The 21,989-nt window shown below is 62.5% G+C and carries 24 protein-coding genes; 10 read left to right on the top strand and 14 right to left on the bottom strand.

The window, feature by feature from the left end; translation table 11 throughout:
• Positions 1-109 precede the first annotated feature (109 nt).
• The 7 genes from D0Y96_RS10175 to D0Y96_RS10145 all read right to left on the bottom strand — a co-directional run bounded on the left by D0Y96_RS10175 (position 110) and on the right by D0Y96_RS10145 (position 6,190).
• A complete protein-coding gene (locus tag D0Y96_RS10175; protein ID WP_117299310.1) occupies positions 110-1,102 on the bottom strand; it encodes a substrate-binding domain-containing protein in 993 nt (330 codons plus the stop codon).
• A 300-nt stretch (positions 1,103-1,402) separates the two neighbouring features.
• Positions 1,403-2,977: a S53 family peptidase gene (locus tag D0Y96_RS10170; protein ID WP_117299308.1), complete on the bottom strand. Its 1,575-nt coding sequence runs from the start codon at positions 2,975-2,977 to the stop codon at positions 1,403-1,405.
• 105 nt (positions 2,978-3,082) lie between these two features.
• Positions 3,083-3,433: a cupin domain-containing protein gene (locus D0Y96_RS10165; RefSeq protein ID WP_117299306.1), complete on the bottom strand. Its 351-nt coding sequence runs from the start codon at positions 3,431-3,433 to the stop codon at positions 3,083-3,085.
• Positions 3,434-3,467: 34 nt separating this feature from the next.
• Positions 3,468-3,932, bottom strand: a complete 465-nt coding sequence (locus tag D0Y96_RS10160) for a PIN domain-containing protein (RefSeq protein WP_117299304.1) — start codon at positions 3,930-3,932, stop codon at positions 3,468-3,470.
• Positions 3,929-4,174, bottom strand: a complete 246-nt coding sequence (locus tag D0Y96_RS10155; RefSeq protein WP_117299302.1) for a type II toxin-antitoxin system Phd/YefM family antitoxin — start codon at positions 4,172-4,174, stop codon at positions 3,929-3,931. Before D0Y96_RS10155 ends, D0Y96_RS10160 begins: the two co-directional genes overlap by 4 nt.
• Before the next feature lie 110 nt (positions 4,175-4,284).
• Complete coding sequence (locus tag D0Y96_RS10150; RefSeq protein ID WP_252263639.1) at positions 4,285-5,868, bottom strand: acyl-CoA carboxylase subunit beta; 1,584 nt, start codon at positions 5,866-5,868, stop codon at positions 4,285-4,287.
• A gap of 151 nt (positions 5,869-6,019) precedes the next feature.
• Complete coding sequence (locus D0Y96_RS10145) at positions 6,020-6,190, bottom strand: hypothetical protein (protein WP_215601617.1); 171 nt, start codon at positions 6,188-6,190, stop codon at positions 6,020-6,022.
• A gap of 273 nt (positions 6,191-6,463) precedes the next feature.
• Between D0Y96_RS10145 and D0Y96_RS10140 the strand changes: the two genes are divergently transcribed.
• On the top strand, positions 6,464-7,771 hold the full coding sequence (locus tag D0Y96_RS10140) for a DNA polymerase Y family protein (RefSeq protein ID WP_117299296.1): 1,308 nt from the start codon (positions 6,464-6,466) through the stop codon (positions 7,769-7,771).
• A gap of 149 nt (positions 7,772-7,920) precedes the next feature.
• On the opposite strand, the gene D0Y96_RS10135 is transcribed toward D0Y96_RS10140, so the two are convergent.
• Complete coding sequence (locus tag D0Y96_RS10135) at positions 7,921-10,011, bottom strand: DUF5054 domain-containing protein (protein WP_117299294.1); 2,091 nt, start codon at positions 10,009-10,011, stop codon at positions 7,921-7,923.
• A gap of 105 nt (positions 10,012-10,116) precedes the next feature.
• Between D0Y96_RS10135 and gluQRS the strand changes: the two genes are divergently transcribed.
• Positions 10,117-11,013, top strand: coding sequence for a tRNA glutamyl-Q(34) synthetase GluQRS (gene gluQRS, locus D0Y96_RS10130; protein WP_350449031.1), 897 nt, complete (start codon positions 10,117-10,119; stop codon positions 11,011-11,013).
• Here the strand turns inward: gluQRS and D0Y96_RS10125 are convergent.
• Positions 11,010-11,207 carry a hypothetical protein gene (locus D0Y96_RS10125; RefSeq protein ID WP_350449030.1) on the bottom strand — a complete coding sequence of 66 codons (198 nt, stop codon included), beginning with the start codon at positions 11,205-11,207 and terminating at the stop codon, positions 11,010-11,012. The genes gluQRS and D0Y96_RS10125 overlap by 4 nt on opposite strands.
• 103 nt (positions 11,208-11,310) lie before the next feature.
• On the opposite strand from D0Y96_RS10125, the gene D0Y96_RS10120 reads away from it, so the two are divergent.
• The 3 genes from D0Y96_RS10120 (at position 11,311) to D0Y96_RS10110 (ending at position 13,230) form a co-directional block, all read left to right on the top strand.
• Positions 11,311-12,078 carry an ATP-binding cassette domain-containing protein gene (locus D0Y96_RS10120; RefSeq protein ID WP_117299800.1) on the top strand — a complete coding sequence of 256 codons (768 nt, stop codon included), beginning with the start codon at positions 11,311-11,313 and terminating at the stop codon, positions 12,076-12,078.
• Positions 12,079-12,139: 61 nt separating this feature from the next.
• Positions 12,140-12,925 (top strand): sulfite exporter TauE/SafE family protein, encoded by a 786-nt coding sequence (locus tag D0Y96_RS10115; protein ID WP_117299290.1) that lies wholly within the window; start codon positions 12,140-12,142, stop codon positions 12,923-12,925.
• Entirely contained in the window at positions 12,922-13,230 is a 309-nt protein-coding gene (locus tag D0Y96_RS10110; protein ID WP_117299288.1) for a SemiSWEET transporter, read from the top strand. The genes D0Y96_RS10115 and D0Y96_RS10110 overlap by 4 nt, the downstream gene beginning before the upstream one ends.
• Here D0Y96_RS10110 and D0Y96_RS10105 read toward each other — a convergent pair.
• Positions 13,179-13,760, bottom strand: coding sequence for a GNAT family N-acetyltransferase (locus tag D0Y96_RS10105; RefSeq protein WP_199480228.1), 582 nt, complete (start codon positions 13,758-13,760; stop codon positions 13,179-13,181). The genes D0Y96_RS10110 and D0Y96_RS10105 overlap by 52 nt on opposite strands.
• A 65-nt stretch (positions 13,761-13,825) precedes the next feature.
• Here D0Y96_RS10105 and D0Y96_RS10100 point away from each other — a divergent pair, with 65 nt between their 5' ends.
• On the top strand, positions 13,826-14,269 hold the full coding sequence (locus D0Y96_RS10100) for a gamma-butyrobetaine hydroxylase family protein (RefSeq protein ID WP_117299284.1): 444 nt from the start codon (positions 13,826-13,828) through the stop codon (positions 14,267-14,269).
• Between the two features lie 110 nt (positions 14,270-14,379).
• Here the strand turns inward: D0Y96_RS10100 and D0Y96_RS10095 are convergent, their stop codons facing one another.
• Genes D0Y96_RS10095 through D0Y96_RS10085 form a run of 3 tightly spaced genes read right to left on the bottom strand, consistent with a single transcriptional unit; the run spans position 14,380 to position 15,665 of the window.
• Positions 14,380-14,988, bottom strand: a complete 609-nt coding sequence (locus D0Y96_RS10095) for an LOG family protein (RefSeq protein WP_117299282.1) — start codon at positions 14,986-14,988, stop codon at positions 14,380-14,382.
• Between the two features lie 18 nt (positions 14,989-15,006).
• A complete protein-coding gene (locus D0Y96_RS10090) occupies positions 15,007-15,399 on the bottom strand; it encodes a type II toxin-antitoxin system VapC family toxin (RefSeq protein ID WP_117299280.1) in 393 nt (130 codons plus the stop codon).
• Entirely contained in the window at positions 15,396-15,665 is a 270-nt protein-coding gene (locus D0Y96_RS10085; RefSeq protein ID WP_199480227.1) for an AbrB/MazE/SpoVT family DNA-binding domain-containing protein, read from the bottom strand. The genes D0Y96_RS10090 and D0Y96_RS10085 overlap by 4 nt, the downstream gene beginning before the upstream one ends.
• A gap of 77 nt (positions 15,666-15,742) precedes the next feature.
• On the opposite strand from D0Y96_RS10085, the gene D0Y96_RS10080 reads away from it, so the two are divergent.
• The 4 genes from D0Y96_RS10080 to D0Y96_RS10065 all read left to right on the top strand — a co-directional run bounded on the left by D0Y96_RS10080 (position 15,743) and on the right by D0Y96_RS10065 (position 20,788).
• Complete coding sequence (locus D0Y96_RS10080; RefSeq protein WP_117299278.1) at positions 15,743-18,493, top strand: ATP-dependent helicase; 2,751 nt, start codon at positions 15,743-15,745, stop codon at positions 18,491-18,493.
• Between the two features lie 30 nt (positions 18,494-18,523).
• On the top strand, positions 18,524-18,679 hold the full coding sequence (locus tag D0Y96_RS10075) for a hypothetical protein (protein ID WP_199480226.1): 156 nt from the start codon (positions 18,524-18,526) through the stop codon (positions 18,677-18,679).
• 115 nt (positions 18,680-18,794) lie between these two features.
• Entirely contained in the window at positions 18,795-20,372 is a 1,578-nt protein-coding gene (locus D0Y96_RS10070; RefSeq protein WP_350449029.1) for an amino acid permease, read from the top strand.
• A complete protein-coding gene (locus D0Y96_RS10065) occupies positions 20,369-20,788 on the top strand; it encodes an MmcQ/YjbR family DNA-binding protein (protein WP_117299276.1) in 420 nt (139 codons plus the stop codon). The genes D0Y96_RS10070 and D0Y96_RS10065 overlap by 4 nt, the downstream gene beginning before the upstream one ends.
• A gap of 389 nt (positions 20,789-21,177) precedes the next feature.
• On the opposite strand, the gene D0Y96_RS10060 is transcribed toward D0Y96_RS10065, so the two are convergent.
• Complete coding sequence (locus D0Y96_RS10060; RefSeq protein ID WP_117299274.1) at positions 21,178-21,987, bottom strand: hypothetical protein; 810 nt, start codon at positions 21,985-21,987, stop codon at positions 21,178-21,180.
• Positions 21,988-21,989: the final 2 nt, after the last annotated feature.

Here is a 21,989-nt window from a genome sequence, read left to right as displayed (position 1 = left end):
TAAAACGGAGTACCCGTCTCACCGGCAAGTGGACAGGCAATCTCCGGCCATCGCCGCATCTCCCCTCCGCATCGGCGCCGATAACTGAGATCGTGCAGCGAGCCCGATCCTATTTTGCTGCCGCCGCGCGGCTCGTATAGAGATCCACGTTGGTCTTATCCACCAGCGCCGTGCCCGTATCCACAAAAACCGGATACCGCGAAAACGTATCGAGGCTCCATCCATGATTCAGCATCGGCGGCGGATCATGGTGAATCTCATCCAGCGCCTTCAGCCCGATATAGCCCATCGTCCACGGCTTCTGCGCGATCGTCGCATCGATCACGCCCGACTTCACCAGGCTCAGCGTATCCGGGTCCACGTCCATCGCCACCAGCTCGCGGTCCGTCGCATTAGAGCGATGCAGCACTTCCCCCACATCCTTGCCGCCCGCCGCTTCAAGACACACGAAGGCATCCACCTTCTGCGCTCCCGTCTTCGCCATATCCTGCTGCGCCTGATCGAAGGCCTTGGTGGAATCGCCCTGCGTATCGAAGACATCTACAATTTTGATATCCGGATGCGTCGCAAAGGCGTCCCTGTAACCTTTCAGCCGCTCTTCCAGGTTTGGCTGCCCTGCGATCGTAAAGAACACGACATTCCCCTTGCCGTTCAGCTTCTGCGCCACGCGCTGTCCGCCCAGCCGCCCTGCCTCCAGGTTATTCGTGCCGATAAAGTACAGCCGGTGGCTCGACGGCGCGTCCGAATCCATCGTGATCACCGGAATGCCCGCATCGAGCGCCGCGTCGATCTGCGCGCCCTGCGCCACCGCATCCGTCACCGAAATCAGAATGCCCGCCGGTTTGGCCTGAATGGCCGCCTTCAGCGCGTCCAGCTCCGCCTGCGAATCGAAGTTGTCCGGCCCCTTCACCTGCGCCGTCACTCCATACTGCGCGGCCGCCTTGTTAAACCCCTCCACCGCCGACTGCCAGTAGGGCAGGCTCATATGGTTTGAGATGAGGTAGTAAACCTCTGAGCGCGCGTGGCGCTGGCCGCCGCATCCGGAAAGCATCGCCAGCATCGCTACCGCCGGAATCAACAGAACTTCTTCAACTCTGCGCATATCCACCTCCTCAGGATCGGCATCGGTGAAGGCTTACCCTTGTCCCGTGTCGTTATCGCAGCAATCCCGGAGGGGCCGAAGGACGGTCAGAAGATCAGGCTGTTCTGACGTTGCCTGCGCCTCCGCAATAGCCCGCTTTTAAAAACCAAACAGTCTGCGCCCGAAAAGCCTCCCGTGGCAACCTCTTTGCACCCGGAGAGTACTGCCCAAACGCAAATCCGGACAGCCAGCGCACAGACTGACTGCCCGGAGAGAATTAGGGCAACAAAGAGAAAACAGAAACCCGAAGGAAAAATCGCCTTAGCTCAGCGCCTGCGCCACCGCCTGCCCGTTCGGCGATCCCAGCCCCGTGCAGGCATCCCATCCCGGCCCCGCCGAGAACGAGCCGTTATTTCCCTGCGTGATATCCCGGAAGGCGCTCGTCGCCGCATAAAGCGCCGGATTCACGAATCCCGCAGTCGCCTCGCCCTTCTGCACCCTCTGCTGATTGATCAGCGTGATCAGCGCCGCCCATAGTGGCGCCACCGCGCTTGTTCCGCCCACCACCTCCGACTGCCCGTCGAAGTAGACGTTGTATCCCGTCTCCGGAGAAGCGTCTCCGGCCACATCCGGCACGCCGCGTCCGCCTCCGCTCTGCGCCGGAGCCGGCACACCGGCGCTGGCCTGCCACGATGGCAGCGCGAAGTAATTGCTCACACCGCCGCCCGATGCCCCGCCGCCGCTCGACTGGTCATCCCACACCACCTCCGACTGAATGCTGCTGCCGCTTGCAATCAGCTCCGTTCCGCCGCAGCCCAGCACATGGGGGCTCGACGCCGGAAAATCGACATGGTTCGCGCCGTCGCTCTCTCCGTCGCTCGATCCGCTGTCGCCCGAGGCCACCGTGATCGTCACCCCCAGCGCCGCCGCCGACTGGCAGGCGCCGTCCAGCGCCTCGGCCGCCGACTGCGCCCATCCATCCTCAGGACCACCCCAGCTGATCGAGATCGCCTTCGGATTGTTCGTCGTGTCATGCACCGCCGTCGTGATGGCGTCCATAAATCCCTGGTCGGTATTCGTCGTAAAGTACACCGCGATGGTCGCACCCGGCGCAATCGCTCCCACCACTTCGATATCCAGCGCCACCTCGCCGTCGGCTCCATTCGGATCGCCCGGCGAATTCGTCCCTCCGTCCACCGAGACCGCCACCACATGCGGCGGCGTAATGCCTATGCCGCTGAAGTAGCTCTCCAGATCGCTCGTGCTGTACCCGCCGCCCAGCTCGATAATCCCCACCGCCTGTCCCGCGCCGTTTCCGCTCGCCGGAAATCCATACAGCGCCGCCACCTGCTGCGGATTGAAGCTTTGCGCCTGCCCCTTTGCCGCATCGCGCGGTCTCACTCCGTCTCGTTTGCGAAAGTGGGGCCTCGCAACCGGACGCGCATCCAGACCCAGCACCGCTTCCACCAGTCCTGCATGCGTCTCCGGCAGCGTCACCGTCCCTTCAAAGCCGTGGAAGCTCCGTCCTGTCCGCTCGTCCTCGTAATCGTGCAGCTCCACGCCGAAGGCCTGTTCCATCGCCCGTGCCGGCCCGCGCAGCACGATCGTCCGCCGCGCCAGGCTCGACGCCGACTCGTCCACCGTCAGTCCATGCTGGTGCGCAAACCGGCGCAGCGCATCGAAGCTCGCCGGATCGGCGGCATACTTCTCCGCAAACTCTTCATGGCTCACATGCCGTCCGCCCAGAGCCTTCAGGTCCAGCGGATTCTTCCGTTTCACGATCACCGACACGCTGATGATCTTCTGTCCGTCCGTGCGGCCACCCCTGCTGGCATGCCGGGGAGCCTTCCGTTCGCTGCGGGCCAAAGTAATGCGCTTCGGGAGCGGAGAGTGCATAACGTCACCTCGATCGGGTTAGAGACTGTTTCCGGATAGATGCAAAAACGGATGCGAAAACTGTTGTGCAAATCGCTCGGGAAAGGAAACGCGGTCAGGCTTTTTTCACGCAGGAGTACGGTCTCCCTGACTCATCGGCGATGAGATTACCAGAAACCGGACCTCCGCGCCGGAAGCCGCGGGATTCTGCGCCTGATGCCTCTCGCCCGGTGCAATTTCGATGCCCTGCCCGGCCCCGAGCACATGAACGCGCCCTTCGAGCTCCAACGCCAGCTCGCCCTCGAGCACATAGAAGAACTGCCGCGCATGCGTGTGAAAATGCCGCTGCTCGGACGATCCCGGCGGCATCCGCTCCTCGATCACGCTCAGCCCCTGCGTATGCGCCAGCCGCCAGCCGTCACATACCTCGCCCCAGGTATAGTGATTCGCCTCCGCCCTCTGCACCGGCTCGCTCATCTCTTCCTTTTATTTCTGAACATGAATCGCCGGATCAGCGATCCTGCAGATCGAACAGTCTCTTCAGGCGGGAGTGCCCCGAAGAAGAAAAAGGATTAACAATGGTGACTCCGCGCCACACGAACCCATCCTGCATATCTTCGGAAAGCAACAGGGAACAGCCCGCCTCCGCAGCGACGGAAAGAATCACCGCATCCCACAAACTGAACCGGTGATCGACCACCAGATCGGCGGCCGCCGGCAGCACCGTTGCGGAGGTCTCCGCGACAGAAAAAGCCTCACTCCAGTCAAGAATCTTTCCTCGTGCATCGGCTGGAGAGTGGCCGCCCTTGCGTATCAGAATCTGAAAGAGCTCACCCAGCACCTGCACGGGCAACACAAAAAAGGAAGATGGAAGACGATCAATCAGATCCCTTGCGGCTGATCTTTTAGCCGCATCCGAAACACCGTTGACGCCTTCAGCATAGGCCAGAATATTTGTATCCAGCGCCGCTTTCACTTGTCATCCTCATACAGCTCATCGCGCGTCCACTTGCCAACTTCCACAGAGGGCTCACTGCGAAGCCTGGCAAGAAGCAATTCACGGGCTTTCTCTCTTCCCCGCTCTTCCTCCACCGGCGAAATTCTGGCAATCGGTTTGCCGTGGCTGGTGACGACATAGCTATGCCCCTGCCGCACCTCCTGCAAAAGGCGGGAAAAGCTCCGGTTCGCATCCGCCGCGGATACCAGCTCCTCTTTCATCGCAACCCTCCACAAAAGTAGTGATATTCACTACTTTACACCCGGCAAGAAGATCATCTCCGGAAATACAGACTTTTGCGCCGAAGGCGCGGGTGCCTGGACGGCCAGTCCTATAAAGGAATATTCCCGTGCTTCTTTGGCGGGTTCTTGTCCCGCTTCCCGTCCAGCATCTCCAGCGCCGAGATCAGCCGCCGCCGTGTCTCATGCGGAGGAATCACCGCATCCACATACCCGCGCTCCGCCGCAATCCAGGGATTCGCAAACTGCTCGCGAAACTCGTGCACCTTGCCCGCCCGCGCTTCTGCCAGCACCCCGGCCCGGCGCTCTTCAGACAGCGGCCCTTCGCGCTCCTCCGCCTGCGGCACGACCTGCGATAACTCCCGCCCGTATACGATATTCACCGCGCCCTCCGGACCCATCACCGCAATCTCCGCCGTCGGCCATGCCAGGTTCAGGTCGGTGCGGATGTGCTTCGAGCTCATCACGCAGTACGCTCCGCCATACGCCTTGCGTGTAATCACCGTCAGCTTCGGCACCGTCGCCTCGGCAAAGGCATAGAGCAGCTTGGCCCCGTGGCGAATGATCCCGCCATACTCCTGCTGCGTGCCCGGCAGAAACCCCGGAACATCCTCCAGCGTAATCAGTGGAATGTTGAACGCATCGCAGAAGCGCACAAAGCGCGCGCCCTTCACGCTCGCGTCGATATCCAGCACCCCCGCCAGATACGCCGGCTGATTCGCCACAATCCCCACCGGCCGCCCGTTCATGCGCGAAAAGCCGATCACGATATTCCGCGCAAAGTGCTCGTGGACCTCGAAGAAGTACCCATCGTCCACGATGCGCTCGATCACCAGCTTGATGTCGTACGGCTGATTCGACTCAGGCGGCACCAGCGTATCCAGCTCGCGATCGGCGCGGCCTGCCGGGTCCGTGCACGCCTTCCGCGGCGGATCGTCGATGTTATTCGACGGCAGAAAGCTGAGCAGCTCGCGAATCATCGCCAGGCACTCCGCATCGTCGTGCGCCATAAAATGTGCCACGCCGGAGATTTCGTTGTGCGTCGTCGCCCCGCCCAGCTGCTCCTTCGTCACCTCTTCGTGCGTGACGGTTTTGATCACATCCGGCCCGGTCACGAACATGTATGAGGTCTTGTCCACCATCAGTGTGAAATCGGTGATCGCCGGCGAGTACACCGCTCCGCCCGCGCACGGCCCCAGAATCGCCGAGATCTGCGGCACCACGCCGCTGGCCAGCGTATTGCGCAGAAAGATGTCCGCATACCCGGCCAGCGAAACCACGCCCTCCTGAATCCGCGCCCCGCCCGAATCGTTCAGCCCGATCACCGGCGCGCCCACCCGCATCGCCGTATCCATCAGCTTCACGATCTTGGCCGCATTCGCCTCCGACAGCGATCCGCCAAAGACTGTAAAGTCCTGCGCAAAGACGAACACCGTCCGTCCGTCGATCCGCCCATAGCCGGTCACAAAGCCGTCGCCCGGCACCCGCATCCGCTCCATCCCGAAATCGGAGCAGCGATGCGTCACCAGGCGGTCTGTCTCTTCAAAGGAGTCTTCATCGAGCAGCAGCAGAATCCGCTCGCGCGCCGACAGCTTTCCCTCGCGATGCTGCCGCTCGCGGCGCTCTTCGCCTCCGCCCTCTTCGGCCAGACGATTGCGCCGCTCCAGTTCACTCATTCCGCCATTCGGCTCGCTCATCGAAGGGATTATAGAGGAGCACACCGCAGCGCACAGGCGCGGCAAAAACGCGCGGCGGCCTTCATCTCACAAAGGAAAGGGGAACAACAGCTCGCGCCCACGGCCGGACGGCAGGGGCCGGGCGGCAGGGTCAGAAGACTTCCTTATGAAACAGGTCGTCTTTCTCTTCGCAGGGTGAGCAGATACAGCCCACCGCACATCCGATCAGCATGGCCACGCCAATGGTGATCAGGACAGCAGGCAAATACTCACTCAGGTGCGAAAAGTGGGACAACACATCGTGCATCCTGAGGAACCACATATTCCGCTCCACTCCGTTAGAACCCTGAACCGGCGTTCAGGTTTTCTTCATTTCCTGAGCGTGTTCCAATAATCGCAAATTCCCAGGCGATTTTGAATCAAAATCCCCGTCCGCCCATCCAATCCACCTAAAATTCATCCGGAACCGCCCGCCAACCCGCCCGGAGAACCACGCCACTCTTATCGGTGATTTCAGGTGGCCGCATGAGAGACGGAAAATGCCCCGGCACAGTTTCGCATTGCCCCAAAGCGAACAAAAGGGGAAAATAGAGCCGTGGCTCCCGCCTCCAGCCGCGACACCTCACCCAAAGGCCCTCTGGTCCGCTGGCTCTTCCTCGACCTCAACTCCTACTTCGCCTCCGTCGAGCAGGAGCTGCGCCCCCATCTGCGCAACCGCCCCGTCGCCGTCGTTCCCGTCATGGCCGACACCACCTGCTGCATCGCCGCCAGCTACGAAGCCAAAGCCTTCGGCGTCCGCACCGGCACCCAGGTCGGCGAGGCCAAACGCCTCTGCCCCGGCATCGAGCTGGTCGAAGGCCGCCACGAGCTCTACGTCGAGTACCACAACAAAATCGTCGAAGCCGTCGAGCGCTGCATCCCCGTCTCCGCCGTCATGTCCATCGATGAGATGGCCTGCAGCCTCATCGGCCGCGAGCAGTCGCTCCTGCGCGCCCTCGAGCTAGGCCGCGAGGTGAAGCAATCCATCCGCAAATATGCCGGAGCCACCCTGCGCTGCTCCGTCGGCCTCGCCCCCAACCGCTACCTCGCCAAAATCGCCTCCGATATGGAGAAACCCGACGGCCTCGTCGCTCTCACGCCCGACATCCTCGAAGCTGCCCTCAGCGGCCTCGTCCCGCGCGATCTCCCCGGCATCGGCGCGCGCATGGAAAAGCGCCTGCACGACGCCGGCATCACCACCATGCCGCAGATCCTCGCCCTCAGCCGCGAGCAGATGAACACCACCTGGGGCGGCATCGGCGGCGAAAAGCTCTGGTACTGGCTGCGCGGCGAAGACTTTCACGACGCCGAGCTCGAGCACCAGAAGTCCGTCAGCCAGAGCCACGTCCTCTCGCCTGAGTTCCGCACGCCGGACGGCTGCTACGCCATCCTCCACAAGCTCCTGCACAAGGCCGCCATGCGCCTGCGCATGGAGCGCCTCTGGACGACGCATCTCTCGCTCTTTGTCCGCTATGTGGTCCCGAAAAATGAAGCGAAGCGGCTGCACACCTCGGGCATTCCGCAATTGAGCTGGTCGCAGAGCACCCCACTGCTCGAATGCCAGGACAATCAGACCCTCATCGAGGCGCTGACAAAGCTCTGGGAGCTGCGTCCCACCGGCCCGCAGTATCAGAAGCCCTTCCAGGCCGGTGTCTGGCTCGGCAACCTCGTCCCCGAGCACCTGCACACCCTCAGCCTCTTCTCCAGCCTCGAAGAAGAGGCCCGCCGCACCCGCCTCACGTCCATCATGGATGCGCTGAACCTGAAGCACGGCACCAACACCCTCTTCTCCGGAAGCATGCTGCTGGCCCGCGCCGCCGCGCCCACCCGCATCGCCTTCACCAGCATTCCCGATCTGTTCTAAGAATCTGTCCGGAACTCCATGCCGAAACGCGAACCACAGGTTCCGCGTTCTTTCTCCGTGTCCTCTGTGCTCTCTGTGGTAAATCCCCTCTGCAGTCCAATAAGCATGCAATATCCGGGCTTCAGCCCCTGCGTTTCTACCTGTGTCAATCAGCCGCGCAGCACATAGCGGAAGCGCATATCTTCCCCGTACCACATCAGATAGTTCGTGCCCCACGCATTGTTGAACAGGCAGGAGTGCACGCCGTCCGACAAATCCGGCTGCGCTTTCGAGAAGTTCAGCGGAGACTTCCCGCCCACCGCAATCAGCGGAGCATCGACCGTCTCGACCTCGAGCGATTGCCCTCCGCCCGTGTGCCGGAAGCCCGTCGACACCGCATGCAGATGCCGTCCCCCCGCCACCACCACATCGAACGGCGAGACCTGCTCGCCCGACTTGTCCATCGTCCATCCATGCGGATCGTCCACATTCGGATGAAAGGTCAGCCACAGCGCCTCCGGCATGCGCGTCGCGGGCTTCTCGAACCAGCTGAAGTCAAGGTGCACCACCGGCTCCGCGGCCGGCAACAACAGCTCCAGATACATCCTCTTCGGAAACGCCGACCGGCCCGATCGCTGCGCCTCGGCATCGTCGATCTCCAGCCGTGCCGTCACGCGATAGCCGTCCTTCCCTCTCTGCACCTCGAGCGCCCTGAGCGCTGGCGTCCACTCCCGGCTCTCCGCACCGAACCGCTCGATATTCGGCTTGCCGAAATCCTTCTTCGCCCAGTCCGCCGTGCTGATCACGTAATTCGAGAAGAACCGCGAATAATCCTGCTGCGAAAGCGTCTGATACGAAAACAGCGCCAATGGATGATCGGGTGAAGCCCATTCTTTGCCCGATTTTTTGTTCCGCAAACGGACAATCGCTCCGGTCTTCGCGTCGATCTTCAGCACAAAGTGCGCCGTCTCGATCTCCTTCTCTGCCGAAGCCGAAGCAGACGCCATCGGCGGCTCCTTCACTGCCAGCGCGCTGACCGCCGCCTCTGCCTCTCCGCGCAGCGGCTCCGGCAAAGCGGCAATGCCGTCGAACAGGTCTTTGCGCTTCTCCTCCCAGCTGAACTCCACCACCTTGTAATTCTTCGTGTCCAGCATCGGAGCCAGATCCTGCGGCGTGTAATGGTCGAAGTCGAGCCACGTCTTCGTATCCGTTCCCCACGTGTGCTCCGCCTCCAGCAGAACGTGCCGCAGCAGTTGAACATCGACCGCATCGCCGGTCCGGAAGTTCCCCTGCGCAATCCACTTCTGCCGCAGCCGCGCCACCTCGCGATACCGCGCCACCTTCAGCGGATCGCTCGCGATGCCGTGAATCCAGCTGTCGCCGATCTCCTCCGTCACCACCGGCAGCGCAGCGCGATGCGGCGCAACCGCATTCGCAAACTCCGTCAGCCCGCATGCCTCGATCCGCGCCTGCGGAAAGCGCCTGCCGAGATCCCCATAAATCTGCGCAATCTCCTGCGGCGTATGCGGTCCGCTGTTGTCGTTGCGCACCACCACCGCCAGCGCCACATCGGAATCCGGCACCCGCGTCACGCCGCCATAGCCGTGGTGATACATCACCACCAGCCCCGCCCCGCCCGGCGACTTCCACAAAAACAGCGGAGGCACCTCCGCCGGCGTGCTCGCATCGTTCACGCCGATATCGAGAAACGTCACTCCCTGCGCGGCCAGCGGCGCAATAATGCCCCTCGTATGTCCCGGCACATCGGTCATCTTCGCGCCCGTCGTCGTGTGCCCAAAGCGCCGGTCGAGCGATTGCGACAGCGCCACGCTGCCCTCAATCATCGACGCATCGATCAGCTCCGTCTGCCAGTTGAACGGCAGCGCATGCCAGGCAATATCTCCCGCCGCAATCGCCTTCTCCATGCGGCTGCGCTCCGCCGCCGAAGCCTGCTCCAGATACTCATAGAGCAGCCACGATCCCGTCGTCCACACATAGCGGTGCCCGCCGCTCTCGCGCTGCTCGCTCGCCACGCGAACAGCCAGCGGAAAATACTCCGTGAAGTAGCGGTTCACCACATTTTTCTGCGTGTCGATAAACCCCGCGTCGAAGTGGCACTTGAACATCACCAGCACCCGCTTCACCTGCGGGTCCGGGGCCGCAGCCGCCTCCTCCTGCGCCAGTAAAAACCTCTTCGACGGACTCCACGCCATCGCACCGCCCAGCACAATCGCCGACTTCACAAATTCACGACGCCGCATACGCACCTGACCCCGAACCGGAATGGAAACGTTGTCATTCTACCCGCAGCGAGCCCGTTCCAGGCGGCCCCGCGCATGCAGTGCTCCCAGCCAGCTCGATGAGAAGTGCCTCCCCATTACACTGACCACGTGAACCCCTCGTATCGCGGACGCATCGCGCCCACCCCCACCGGGCTCCTCCACCTCGGCCACGCGCGAACGTTCTTTACCGCATTCTGCCGCGCCCGCGACGCCGGGGGCACACTCATCCTGCGCAACGAAGACCTCGACCCGCAGCGCTGCCGTCCCGAATTCACTGACGCCATGTACGAGGACCTCCGCTGGCTCGGCATCTCCTGGCAGGAAGGCCCTGACATCCATACAGACATCGGCGGACCCTTCGCGCCCTACACCCAGAGCCGGCGCCGCGGCCACTATCTTCGCGCCTGGCGCGCGCTCCGCGACCAGGGCGTCATCTATCCCTGCACCTGCTCCCGCAAAGATCTCAGCCGCATCGCCCAGGCCCCGCACGAAGGCGCAGGCGAGAGCGACGAAGGTCCCATGTATCCTGGAAGCTGCCGCCCCGCCGCCGGAACCGTCGCAGACGCGGCCCAATATCCCGAGCCCGCCGGCGTCAACTGGCGCTTTCAGGTTCCGGATGGTGAAAGCATCGGCTTTGAAGATGCGCACTTCGGCCCGCAGCGCTTCCTCGCCGGACGCGACTTCGGCGACTTCCTCGTCTGGCGGCGCGATGACGTTCCCGCCTACCAGCTCGCCGTCGTCGTGGACGATGCTGCGATGCAGATCACCGAAGTCGTGCGCGGAGCCGACCTGCTCCTCTCCACCGTCCGTCAGATTCTGCTGTATCGCGCCCTCGGCCTCGAGCCGCCGCTCTGGTATCACTGCCCCCTGCTGCGCGATCAAAGCGGTCAGCGTCTGGCCAAGCGCCACGACGCGCTCTCGATCCGTTCCCTGCGGGAGCAGGGCAAATCACCCCAGGAGCTGCTGGCGGAAGCCCGCTAACTGTCCTTGCGGTAAAGCAGATCGCGGATCGCCCGGCGCCGGGCCTCGTTCACTTCGCTCTCCGCTTTGCGCTCATCGGCGCCCCGGCCGAGCTTCGTCTCCGTCTCGCTCTCGTCAGAGACGCTGCACTCCGGACAGCGATTCGCAAAACCTGGCTTATCCGGCCGCAGCTCGAATTCCTCCGAGCACGCCACACATACTTTGATCGGAAAAGGCATTTTTTTATGATAACCAGGCATGGAGCGCATACTGCGCCTCGCGCTTCCTGCCCGAACATTTTCCGGCTACCCTGCTTTTATGCCCCTGCTCGAGGCTTCCGGTCTTTCGAAAAGCTATGGACCCGCGCGCGTCGTCGACGGCGTCTCCTTTTCCATCGAGCGCGGAGAAACCCTCGGCCTCGTCGGCGAATCCGGCTCCGGCAAAAGCACCGTCGCCCGCATCGTGCTCGGCCTGCTCGAACCCACCTCCGGCAGCGTCGTCTTCGACGGACAGCCCATCACCGGCGTCTCGCAGCGCACCCTCCGCCCCGTTCGCCGCCGCATGCAGCCCGTCTTTCAGGACCCCTTCGCCGCGCTCAATCCGCGCATGCGCGTTGAGCAGATCATTGCCGAGCCGCTCATCATTCACCGCCGCGCTCACCACCGCCTCAGCCGCGCCGATCTGCGCAGCCGCTGCCACGATCTGCTCCGCTCCGTCGGCCTCGACGACTCCGCCCTGCGCCGCTTCCCGCACGAGTTCTCCGGCGGCCAGCGTCAGCGCATCAACATCGCCCGCGCCCTCGCTCTGCAGCCCGAGGTGCTGGTGCTCGACGAGCCCGTCTCCGCCCTCGACGTCAGTGTCGGCGCGCAGATCGTCAACCTGCTCCGCGACCTGCAGCGCGAATTCCGCCTGACCTATCTCTTCATCTCGCACTCCATGCCGCTCGTGCGCTATCTCGCCACAAACATCGCCGTCATGCAGCGCGGCCGCCTCGTCGAATACGGCAGCCGCGACCAGATCTGCGATCATCCCCGCCAGATTTATACACAAACCCTGCTCGCCGCCACGCCCGAGCTCCGCCTGTAGCCATCGACCCCGGCTCACGCAGGGGAGGCGTTTACAACCCTCCTCCCATAAAATCAAAATTGTGCACGTCCTGATCTCGCACTACCTCTTTCTCACGGCGATAGCCTTCCTCGGAGGTCTGGTGAACTCCATCGCCGGCGGCGGCGGCTTCCTCGTCTTTCCTTCGCTCATCAAGGCCGGCCTGCTGCCCATCGAGGCCAACGCCACCGGAACCGTCGCGCTCTGGCCCGGCCAGTTCACCTCCATCGCCGGTTATCGTGAGGAGCTGCAGAAAAACCTCGGCATCGTGATCCCCGGAGTCATCGTCGCCTTCATCGGCGGCGTCACCGGAGCGCTCACCCTCATTCACTTCAGCCAGGGCTCGTTTCTGCGCCTCGTGCCCTATCTGTTCCTCATGGGCTCGACCAGCTTCGCCGTCAGCGGACCGGTCTCCCGCCTCGTGCGCCGCCGCCTCGCGCAATCCTCAGGAGGAAAGCACCGCATCGCGCTGGTCCCTCTGCTGCTCATCCTGCTCTGCATCTGCTACTACATCGGCTACTTCGGCGCCGGAGCCGGCCTGCTCACCATGACCGCGCTTGCCTTCTGCGGCGTCGAGCGCATCGCCGAGATCAATTCGCTCAAAGTCGTTATCACCACCGTGGCCAACGGCGTCGCCGTCATCACCTTCATGGCCTACGGCGTCGTCGAGTGGCGCTACGCCTGGCTCATGATGATCGCCAGCGCCGCCGGCGGCTATACCGGAGCGAGAAACTCGCAGCGCATCAGCGACAGGGTGCTCCGCCCCGTCATCATCGTGCTCGGCCTCTGCATCGCCATCTATTTCTTCCTGCACCAGAGGGTCGGATGAGCACCGCCTCCGCGCTGATCAACACCGCCGGCTCGCTCGCCGCCTTCTGCACCACCGTCTCCTTCGTCCCGCAGCTCGTCCGCGTCTGGCGCCTCAAAAGCGCCCGCGATATCTCGCTGACCATGTTCCTGGTCTTCTCCCTCGGCGTCTTTCTCTGGCTGGTCTACGGACTCGCCATCCACTCCTGGCCGGTCACCGTCGCCAATGCGGTCACCCTTGCGCTTTCGCTCGCCATCCTCTTCCTCAAGCTGCGCTACGACCGCAGAGACCGCGCCGCACGCGGCGCCCCGACACTCTCCCGCTGAAACTGCATCACGACCGCTGGACCGCTGTCGGTATCGACCATCGCCTCTCCGGCAAAGCCGGCCCGCGCATACGCCCGTCTCGCGCGCTGGTTCTCTGCCGCCGGATCGATCGCCACAGCGGACGCGCCCTCCTCGATCAGCTTGCGCGCAAAGGCCCGCAGATACCGGCCGCCATGCCCCACTCCCAGCATCTCCGGCTCGCCGATAAACGTATCGATCACCAGCGAGCCCGGCGGCAGATGCATCAGGTGCGGCTGCGGCCAGCGCTCCGGATCGTACGCCTGCACATAGGCAAAATCGCGCCCGTCGCAGGCCACCGTCCACTGCCGCATCGCCGGCTCGTCCAGATCCTCCGACAGCAGGCCATATTCCGTCTCCGGATCGCCCCACCATGCTCTGGCCTCCGGCGTTCGCAGCCACCGCGCAATCATCGGCAGATCCGTACGTGCCAGAGCGCGAAAGGAATAGACCGCCTCGCCCCGGCTCTTCCCCGCGTCCATGCAGCCTCTCCAGCCTTGCGCTTCCATCATACGAAGTGCCCGCCGCGGTCTGCGCATCACCACCCGCCTCAAATCCAGGCGAAAATAGAAGAAGGATGAGTCACGAAGGCATACGCTTCATCAGCGAGGAACAGGCCCGCAAAGAGCAGGCGCTGCAGCGCGAGCTTCCCCGCGAAGCCACCGATCCCGCCAAAGTGCGGGTGCATAAAACCGAAGGCACCGGCATGGAGATCGAGTGGAAAGACGGCCACCGCAGCGCGTGGAGCTTCGCCTGGCTGCGCCTCGCCTGCCCCTGCGCCACCTGCCACGAGGAGCGCGAACAATCAGGCCGCCAGCCCGGCGAGCCCAAACCGCAGCCGCCGACGCTGCTGCCCATGTATCAGGCTCCGCCGCGCCCCGATGCAGTAAAGCCAGTCGGCCGCTATGCCATCAGCTTCGACTGGAACGACGGCCACACCAGCGGCATCTACTCCTGGGACTTCCTGCGCCGCCACTGCACCTGCGAGGAGTGCAGAAGCGGAATCAGCAGTCAGGAATAAAGCGGCCGGCATGAAAGCCACGTAATGATTTTGCTGATCGTTTTATCCCTGGACGTCTTATGCCTGACTGCTGGTTTTTAGCTGACTCGCTGACTCGCTGCTCCGCAAGCTCACTTCACCAGCTCATCCAGCCTCGCATCGTGCGCCGGAGCCTCTTCCCTTAGATTCCACGCGCGCTCGATGATCCCAACCGCCTCCGCCGCATCCTTTGCCACCAGAATCAGGCCGCGGTTTTCCGCTTTGATAAACCCCTCCGCAACCGCGCGATCGAAGAACGCCAGCAGCCCGTCGTAGTAGCCGCCGACATTCACGAAGACACACGGCTTCGCGTGAATACGAAGCTGCGCCCAGGTCAGAATCTCGATGAACTCATCGAGTGTGCCGTACCCTCCCGGCAGCGCGACAAAGGCATCGGCTCTCTCAGCCAGCAGCGCCTTGCGCTCGTGCATCGTGCGCACCACGTGCAGCTCCGTCAGGCCGGTGTGACCGATCTCGCGGTCCATGATCACGTCGGGAATCACGCCGACCACCTCGCCGCCGGTGCCCAGCGCCGCATCGGCCACCGCGCCCATCGCGCCCACGGTTGCGCCGCCGTAGACCAGGCCGTGACCCTGCCCGGCGATGAGGCGCCCCAGGCAGCGGGCAGTTTCAAGATATGCGGGCGAGGCTCCATCCGCTGACCCGCAGAAAACGCAGATCCACTTTTTACTTTTGAGCATATTCGAAATACCGGGATATCAAAGAAGCTTCATTCCTGCAGTTTTTGCGGTAGACTGATCGAAGGTCACGGTGTAGTCACATCCGGCCGCGCGGCCCAGTTGCGAGACAAGACAATCGGAAAATCCTGCCTTTGAATCTTCGTAGAGATACAAGGCTTTGCGCACCACGTCTGCTTGTTCAATGACAAGCTCCTGCACTCTCAAAAGAGAGTCGACAATCTGCACAAGAGCTCTGCGTTCGAGTTTGAATTTGCGGTTGAGCACCCAAACGACCTCGGCCAGAGTAATCAGCGAGACGTAGCCTCGCTGATCGCTGCTCAGGGAACCAATCAGCGCGTTGGCCTTTCCGTTCTGGGAGGGGTCGTCCTGCTGAAGATATCGCACCAGTACATTCGTATCGATGCCGATCATCCGCGTGACGCGCCCTCTTCAGCGATAATCTCGTTCATCTCGCGAACCGAAAGCGGGGTCTTGAGCTTTGGCAGAATGCCCTTCAGCGAACGAATGGAGAGAGTCGCCGGAATCATCTCAAAGTGCCCGGTTTTCTCGTTAAGAACAAACTCAAGCCTGTCCCCGGCCTTGAGGCCGAGTTGGTCGCGAACATCGGCAGGGATCGTAACTTGCCCCTTGGATGTAACTGTTGTTCTGCTCATCAAAGCTTCCTTACCTGAAATCATATTCCTTACTTTTTCGTAAGGCAAGACGTTTTGAAAAAACCGCTACACTGAAATGAGACTATCGAACCGGATACCCTTTGCGGCACTTACTCGACAAACTGAATCCCCAGCAGCGTGAAGCCGTCGAGGCCGTCGATGGGCCGGTGCTTATCCTCGCCGGCGCGGGCTCCGGCAAAACGCGCGTCATCACCCATCGCATCGCCTACCTGATCGAAGAGCGCGGCGTCTCGCCCGACTCCATCCTCGCCGTCACCTTCACCAACAAGGCCGCGAAGGAGATGGGCGAGCGCATCGACAAGCTCATGGGCCACTCCCCGCTCGCCAGGCCGCTGATCGCCACCTTTCACTCCTTCTGCGTCCGCATGCTGCGGCGCGATATCGAAGCGCTGAAGATCGGCAGTGAAGGCCTCACCCGGTCCTTCGCCATCTACGACGAAAACGATCAGCAGGCGGTCGTCAAAGCGGCCATGCGCCGCATGGGCCTCGACGACAAACAGCTCACGCCGCGCGTGGTGCTGTCGAAAATCTCCTGGGCCAAGAACCACATGATCGACCCGCAGGAGTACTACCTGCAGTCCTCCGACCCCGTCGGCGAAAAGATCGCCCACATCTTCGAGGCCTACCGAAAAGAGCTGCGCCAGAACAACGCCCTCGACTTCGACGACCTGCTGCTCGAAGCCGTCCGCCTGCTCAAATCCTCGAGCGAAGTCCGCGAGCGCTACAACCGCCGCTACCGCTACCTGCTTATCGACGAGTACCAGGACACCAACCGCCCGCAGTACGAGTTGATGAAGCTGCTCGCCGGGCCGGACAAAAATGTCTGCGTCGTCGGCGACGAGGATCAGAGCATCTACTCCTGGCGCGGCGCCGACATCCGCAACATCCTCGAGTTCGAGAAGGACTTCCCCGGCGTAAAGACCATCCGCCTCGAACAGAACTACCGCTCCACGCAGATCATCCTTGAAGCGGCCTCCGCCGTCGTCTCCCGCAACGCCCAGCGCAAGGGAAAGCGGCTCTGGACCTCCCGCGAGGGCGGTGCTCTGATCGGCTACTACGAAGCGCCCGACGGCGAAAACGAAGCGCTCTTCATCGCCGACAGCATTCAGAAGTACCTCCGCAAAGCAGGAGCCGAACAGGAGCAGCCAAAGGCCGCCGTCCTCTACCGCACCAACTCGCAGTCGCGGCTCATTGAAGAGGCCATGCGCCGCTACGGTATCGCCTACACCATGGTCGGCGGTTTCTCCTTCTACGAGCGCGCGGAGATCAGGGACCTGCTCAGCTACCTCAAGCTCGTCCAGAACCACGACGACTCCATCGCCCTGCAGCGCGTCGTCAACACACCCGCGCGCGGCATCGGCAAGACCACCGTTGAGACGCTCGAACGGATCGCGCTTACCACCGGCACCAGTACGTGGAATGCGATTGGGCAGGCGCTGAAAGAGAAGCTGCTGCCCGCCCGTGCCCTGGCCGCGCTCGATATCTTCCGCAAAGTCATTCAGGATGCGCATGCGATGCTCGCTCCCGGCTTTGCTGAAAAGCTGACAGGCGACGTCGCCTCCGACGCCGAGACGAATGACAGCGCGGATACCGGCTTCGACGTCGCCGCAGCAGATACACGGGATTCCGACACCAGCTTCGACTTCGGCGACTCTGCCCAGGGCAGCCTCGCGCTTTTCCATCCCGGCGATGACGAAACATCGCCCGCGGCGGAAGAACTCGACGCGACCTCCTTCAACCCCTTTGCCGACGAGCCTCAGGTCGCCCACGCGGCAGCTTCAAAAAAGGCCGGCATCACGTCGGTAAAGGCCATTACGCCGGCAAAGATCGAGGCGGCCGCAACCGCCGTCGAGGGCTTCCGCGCCCCCGGCGACCCCGCCACTCTGCCCGAGCTGATCAAATTCCTCATCGACCGCACCGGCTACATCCGCTCGCTCGAAGAAGAAAACACGCCCGAGGCCTTCTCGCGCATTGAAAATCTGAAGGAGCTCGCCAATGCCGCGCAGGACGCTCAGGAGCGCGGCGAAACCCTGGCCGAGTTCCTCGACCATGCCGCCCTGGTCAGCGATGCCGATCAGTACAATCCCGACGCGCGCGTCACGCTCATGACGCTGCACGCCGCCAAGGGCCTCGAATTCCCCATGGTCGTCCTCGCCGGCATGGAGGAGGGTCTCTTCCCTCACTCGCGTACGCTGACCGATCCCAATCAGATGGAAGAGGAGCGCCGCCTCTGCTACGTCGGCCTCACCCGCGCCATGGATACCCTCTTCGTCACCCGCGCGCGTTATCGCCGCCGCTACGGGAACGACATGCCCGAGGCCAGCATGCCCTCCCGCTTTCTCGAAGAGATTCCCTCGCAGCTCATCGAAGATCTCGGCGGATCGCAGCAGCGCCAGACCTCATGGGGCGCCTACGGCGGCCAGTCCCGCTTCGGACGCGGCGGCGACGACTTCGGCGGCCGCCACTACAGCTACGAGGACGAGGATCAGAGCTCGTCCTATTCGTCTCAACGCCCCCAGTCGTCACACTCCCAGTCCGGCGGCAGCGCCCGCCCGGCCCGCGGCGGTCCAGGATCGCTCGATAACATCGCTCAGTTCTTCGGCGGACGCGGCGCCTCCGCCGCAAAAAGCTCACGCCCCAAAATCGATATACCCGAGCCGGCCGGGGCCACCGGTTTTAAGAGCGGGCAGCGTGTCCGTCATCCCAAATACGGCGATGGCGTGGTCTTCCGGCGCGAAGGAGACGGGGAAGACGCGAAGGTTACGGTACAATTTTCAAAGTTCGGCGTAAAAAAGCTGGTGGAAAAATTCGCCCAGCTCGAACGGCTGTGAGAGCCGGCGCTCATAAGACGAAGGATAGAAATGGCAAACACAAAAACAATCGAAGACAAAGCAGAACGGAAAAAGGTAAAGCGCACGGCCCGTAAAAAAGCCGCGCCGAAGGCCGCCCGCACCACCGCGCGCGGCTCGAACAAGAAGAAGGTCAGGAAACTGGTGCGCGGGCAGGGCAAGCGGTAGACAGCCGCCATCGCAGCTCGCGTCCGGCTCCGTAAAATCGGTACTTTTGCGGAGCCGGAGCGACCGGTTACACTTCCCCCCAGCGAGCCGCGCTCGCAGGGGATGAAAGCTCCCCGTGATTCAGTGCTTTCAGAGGAGCCGGACCCTGCCGAAACAACTTCTCGCCTGTAAATCCATCGACAAGCTGATCAGCGACTCGGAGAACCCCGAGCACAGCCTGAGGAAGACCCTCGGGCCGGTTTCGCTTACAGCTCTCGGCATCGGCGCGGTCATCGGCTCAGGCATCTTCACCGTCATCGGCACCGCCATCGCCGGCGAAAAGTTCGACACCTCCTCCATCTTCAACACGCCCCTGCTCGATTACATAGTCCATCACACCGCGCTCGCCGGCCGTCCCGGAGCAGGCCCCGCGCTCGCGCTTTCGCTCGTGCTCGTCGCCATCGTCTGTGCCTTCACCGGCCTTTGCTACGCCGAGCTGGCCTCGATGATCCCCATCGCCGGTTCCGCATACACCTATACCTACGCAACGATGGGCGAGCTGATCGCGTGGATTATCGGCTGGGATCTGATCCTCGAATACGCCTTCTCCAACATGGCCGTCTGCGTCGGCTTTGCCGCGCATATCGTCGACTTCCTCGACTGGTTCGGCATCCATCCCTCCGCGCGCTGGATCTCGCCGGCCTATCTGCCCTCCGGCCTGCAGGACTTTCAGGGACACACGCTCTACACCCCCGGCTGGCATTTCGGCTTCAATCTGCCCGCGTTTCTCATCGTCATGCTGCTCACCATCGTGCTGGTGCGCGGCATCCGCGAATCGGCAGAGACCAACAACATCATGGTGCTGCTCAAGATCGCGGCCATCATCATCTTCATCGCCGTCGGCTCGCACTTCATCCATCCCGATAACTGGCACCCCTTCTATCCCAACGGATGGTCCGGCGTGCTCACCGGCGGCTCCATCATCTTCTTCACCTACATCGGCTTCGACTCCGTCTCCACCGCCGCCGAAGAGTGCCGTAATCCGCAGCGCGATGTCCCCATCGGCATCCTCGCCACGCTGGTCGTCTGCACCGTGCTCTACATCGGAGTCGCCGTCGTGCTCACCGGCCTCGTCAAATGGTCCACGCTCGTCGATGACGCCGCTCCGGTCGTCAATGCCCTGCGCAGAATCTCCGTCACCCAGGGCGGACACACCCTGCACTGGGTCCACCTGATCGTCCTCATCGGCGCTCTGCTCGGCATGATCTCCTCGATCCTCGTCTTCCAGATCGGCCAGGCGCGCGTCTGGTTCGCCATGTCGCGCGACCGCCTGCTGCCTTCGATCTTCTCCCGCGTTCACCCGCGCTTCCGCACCCCCGCCGTCTCCACCTGGGTCGCCGGATTCGTCGTGGGCCTGCCCGCCGGACTGCTCGACATCGGCACCTTTTCTGACCTGTCCAACATCGGCACGCTCTTCGCCTTCGTCCTCGTCTCCGCCGGCGTGCTCATCCTGCGCTATAAAGATCCCGGCCGCCATCGCGGCTTCCGCTGTCCCGGAGGACCCGTCCTGCCCGTGCTCAGCATCATCTTCTGCATCCTGCTGATGGCCGGACTGCCCATCATGACCTGGCTGCGCTTCTTTCTCTGGCTGGCCATCGGCCTTGTCATCTACTTCACCTACAGCCGCAAACGCAGCGAGTTCGCCGGACAGTGAACGTCGAAATCCTCCGCGAATGGCTGCTGACCCTGCCTCACGCTGAAGAAACGATGCAGTGGGGCGAAAACCTCGTCTTCTGGGTTGGAGACAAATCCATCGGCGGCAAAATGTTCGCCATCGCCAACCTGGCCCCCGAAAAAACGGTGCTCGGATTCGCCGCTGGCCCGGAGCATTTCGCCGAACTCGTCGAGATCGAAGGCGTCATCCCGGCGCCGTATCTGGCCCGCGCCCACTGGGTCGCCATTGAGCGCTGGGACGTCTTCCCCGTCCATGAGCTGAAGCAGCACCTGCAGTACGCGCGCGATCTGGTCTTCGCAAAGCTGCCCAAGAGAACGAAGGATGTTCTGGCCATGCCGCAGCACGAGCGCCGCCGCCTCATCGCCGCGCGAAAGAAGCTGTCAAAACAACGATAAAGCAGTCAGCGATAAGGCGGCCAGCTATAAACCGGCCAGCGAAGAAACGGTCAGCGAGAACATAGGGATAAAGCAGTCAGCGGTAAGGCGGTCAGCTAAAAACCGGCCAGCAGTGAAACGGTCAGCGAGAACATAAGCGAGACAGAGGCCCTGATGCTGTCTTTGACAGTCGTTCCACTTTCAGAGCTTTCCTTATGAGGCGCTACCTGCTTTGCCGCTGCTTACTTCCTGGCTGACCGCTTCTTCACTGACTGCTTCTTCACTGACTGCTTTACCGCTATCCGCTTTTTACTATCCGCTTCTTCGCTATCCGCTCTTTCGCTGGCCGCTCTTTGGCTGACCGGTTCTTAGCTAACCGGTTTTTAGCTGACCGCTTCTTAGCTGCTCTTCTACTTCTTCAGCTTGTTTCCCCAGTAATCGGCGTCGAAGGGGTTCGGAGGCAGGTCCACGTTATACGCCGCCTTAAAGACAAACCGCTGGTTGGTCATGTCGCCGTTGTGGAAGCGCGTGATGGTGAACGGCGTCGGAATCCCCTGAATCGTGTGGTAGTCGTCGTACTCCTCGAGCTCCGTGTTCTTGTCCTTGTACAGAGGATCGCGCCACTGAAAGCTGCGGCTCAGCGGCAGATGCGAATCGGCGTCCATCTTGATGGTGATCGAGTCGTTCGATGCTGAGATCAGCGTCACCTGATCTGCCAGGTGCCGCTCCGAAAGCCCCTGCCCCTCATAAATCAGCACCGTATTCGGATCTTTCAGCCACGCGCGAATCGCCACATCGATCGAGTGATCCCGCCGCCGCATATAGTCGTCGCACGGCTCCTTCAGCTGCGCCCGCTTTCCCCGGTAGGTATCTTCCCAGCACTGATCGCCGGTATAGATCTCCACCACGTTGCGCTTCTTCGTCAGCTCCAGACGTTCTTTGTCCGGGAAGACGCGAAATTCATACAGCTGCGTGATCGCGCCCGTCGGCTTGCCCTGATAAAAGCCCGACGTCCGCCCCTCAATGTAGGAGTTCTGCAGGTTCAGCCACAGCGGCCCGCCCAGCGCCGTCACCATCGCATCCAGCACCGCGCGCGCCTTCACCTGGTTGGCCTTCGCCGCGGCATCTTCCGGAACAGGCGGTGCACTCTGCGCGTGTACCGCGGCCGCGCAGACAAAGCTCAGAGCCATCGCAAGAGACAGAAGCGTTATTTTCCTCATCG

Origin of the sequence: Paracidobacterium acidisoli (assembly GCF_003428625.2) — a bacterium.
Lineage (GTDB): Bacteria > Acidobacteriota > Terriglobia > Terriglobales > Acidobacteriaceae > Paracidobacterium > Paracidobacterium acidisoli.
Note: the sequence above shows the minus strand (reverse complement) of the source record. Positions and strands in the feature narration are given on the sequence as shown.

Bases quoted from the DNA above. Each gene is read 5' to 3' on its own strand.
- D0Y96_RS10175 (WP_117299310.1), bottom strand. From the start codon at position 1,102: ATGCGCAGAGTTGAAGAAGTTCTGTTGATTCCGGCGGTAGCGATGCTG.
- D0Y96_RS10170 (WP_117299308.1), bottom strand. From the start codon at position 2,977: ATGCACTCTCCGCTCCCGAAGCGCATTACTTTGGCCCGCAGCGAACGG.
- D0Y96_RS10165 (WP_117299306.1), bottom strand. From the start codon at position 3,433: ATGAGCGAGCCGGTGCAGAGGGCGGAGGCGAATCACTATACCTGGGGC.
- D0Y96_RS10155 (WP_117299302.1), bottom strand. From the start codon at position 4,174: ATGAAAGAGGAGCTGGTATCCGCGGCGGATGCGAACCGGAGCTTTTCC.
- D0Y96_RS10150 (WP_252263639.1), bottom strand. From the start codon at position 5,868: ATGAGTGAACTGGAGCGGCGCAATCGTCTGGCCGAAGAGGGCGGAGGC.
- D0Y96_RS10145 (WP_215601617.1), bottom strand. From the start codon at position 6,190: ATGTGGTTCCTCAGGATGCACGATGTGTTGTCCCACTTTTCGCACCTG.
- D0Y96_RS10135 (WP_117299294.1), bottom strand. From the start codon at position 10,011: ATGCGGCGTCGTGAATTTGTGAAGTCGGCGATTGTGCTGGGCGGTGCG.
- D0Y96_RS10120 (WP_117299800.1), top strand. From the start codon at position 11,311: ATGCCCCTGCTCGAGGCTTCCGGTCTTTCGAAAAGCTATGGACCCGCG.
- D0Y96_RS10110 (WP_117299288.1), top strand. From the start codon at position 12,922: ATGAGCACCGCCTCCGCGCTGATCAACACCGCCGGCTCGCTCGCCGCC.
- D0Y96_RS10105 (WP_199480228.1), bottom strand. From the start codon at position 13,760: ATGATGGAAGCGCAAGGCTGGAGAGGCTGCATGGACGCGGGGAAGAGC.
- D0Y96_RS10100 (WP_117299284.1), top strand. From the start codon at position 13,826: ATGAGTCACGAAGGCATACGCTTCATCAGCGAGGAACAGGCCCGCAAA.
- D0Y96_RS10095 (WP_117299282.1), bottom strand. From the start codon at position 14,988: ATGCTCAAAAGTAAAAAGTGGATCTGCGTTTTCTGCGGGTCAGCGGAT.
- D0Y96_RS10090 (WP_117299280.1), bottom strand. From the start codon at position 15,399: ATGATCGGCATCGATACGAATGTACTGGTGCGATATCTTCAGCAGGAC.
- D0Y96_RS10085 (WP_199480227.1), bottom strand. From the start codon at position 15,665: ATGATTTCAGGTAAGGAAGCTTTGATGAGCAGAACAACAGTTACATCC.
- D0Y96_RS10075 (WP_199480226.1), top strand. From the start codon at position 18,524: ATGGCAAACACAAAAACAATCGAAGACAAAGCAGAACGGAAAAAGGTA.
- D0Y96_RS10060 (WP_117299274.1), bottom strand. From the start codon at position 21,987: ATGAGGAAAATAACGCTTCTGTCTCTTGCGATGGCTCTGAGCTTTGTC.